The following is a 1300-nucleotide window of genomic DNA, read 5'->3' as shown; positions in this document are numbered from 1 at the left end:
GCGGCTTACCAAAAATATCAATGCCACAACTTCGGTGGCGTGCTTGAGCCCCGTTACATTGTCGGCGCGGAATCACTTGACCAGTGAGCTATTACGCACTCTTTCAAGGGTGGCTGCTTCTAAGCCAACCTCCTGGTTGTCTGTGCAACTCCACATCCTTTCCCACTTAGCACGCGCTTTGGGACCTTAGTTGGTGGTCTGGGTTGTTTCCCTCTCGACGATGAAGCTTATCCCCCACCGTCTCACTGCTGCGCTCTCACTTACCGGCATTCGGAGTTTGGCTGACGTCAGTAAGCTTTTAGGCCCCATCGGCCATCCAGTAGCTCTACCTCCGGCAAGAAACACGCAACGCTGCACCTAAATGCATTTCGGAGAGAACCAGCTATCACGAAGTTTGATTGGCCTTTCACCCCTATCCACAGCTCATCCCCTCCATTTTCAACTGAAGTGGGTTCGGTCCTCCACGACGTCTTACCGTCGCTTCAACCTGGCCATGGATAGATCACTTCGCTTCGGGTCTAGGACATGCGACTGAATCGCCCTATTCAGACTCGCTTTCGCTACGCATTCCCCTCTCGGGTTAAGCTCGCCACATATCACTAACTCGCAGGCTCATTCTTCAAAAGGCACGCTGTCACCAGAACAAAGCTGGCTCCAACGGTTTGTAAGCAAACGGTTTCAGGTACTATTTCACTCCCCTCCCGGGGTACTTTTCACCTTTCCCTCACGGTACTTGTTCACTATCGGTCATGTAGGAGTATTTAGGCTTATCAGGTGGTCCTGACGGATTCACACGGGATTTCTCGGGCCCCGTGCTACTTGGGATACTCTTCGGGCGATTGCTGCATTTCGACTACGGGGTTCGCACCCTCTATGACCAGGCTTTCAATCCTGTTCGTCTATACAACGCTCTAACCCTCACTGTTCGGCAGAATCAGCAGAAAAGTCCCGCAACCCCGACCATGCAACGCCTGCCGGCTATCACACATGATCGGTTTAGCCTCATCCGGTTTCGCTCGCCACTACTAACGGAATCACTATTGTTTTCTCTTCCTGTGGGTACTGAGATGTTTCACTTCCCCACGTTCCCTCTACCCGCCCTATATATTCAGGCGGGAGTCACCAGGTCACCCAAAGGGCCTGGCGGGGTTTCCCCATTCGGAAATCCTCGGATCACAGTTCGTTTATCAACTCCCCGAGGCTTATCGCAGATTACTACGTCCTTCTTCGGCTCTACATGCCAAGGCATTCACCGTTTGCTCTTAGAAATTTGAAATCACATGAGTTTGAATCGATTAAG

At 51.9% G+C, this 1300-nt stretch carries 1 rRNA gene; it reads right to left on the bottom strand.

Going from position 1 to position 1300, the window contains the following annotated elements:
- Positions 1–1276: ribosomal RNA gene (locus tag E3T25_RS00145) — 23S ribosomal RNA — on the bottom strand; the annotation flags it as partial.
- Positions 1277–1300 lie beyond the last annotated feature (24 nt).

It is taken from the genome of Cryobacterium sandaracinum, assembly GCF_004403415.1.
Lineage (GTDB): Bacteria > Actinomycetota > Actinomycetes > Actinomycetales > Microbacteriaceae > Cryobacterium > Cryobacterium sandaracinum.
The sequence above is the reverse complement of the archived record's forward strand: the minus strand, read 5'-3'. Positions and strand labels throughout refer to the sequence as shown.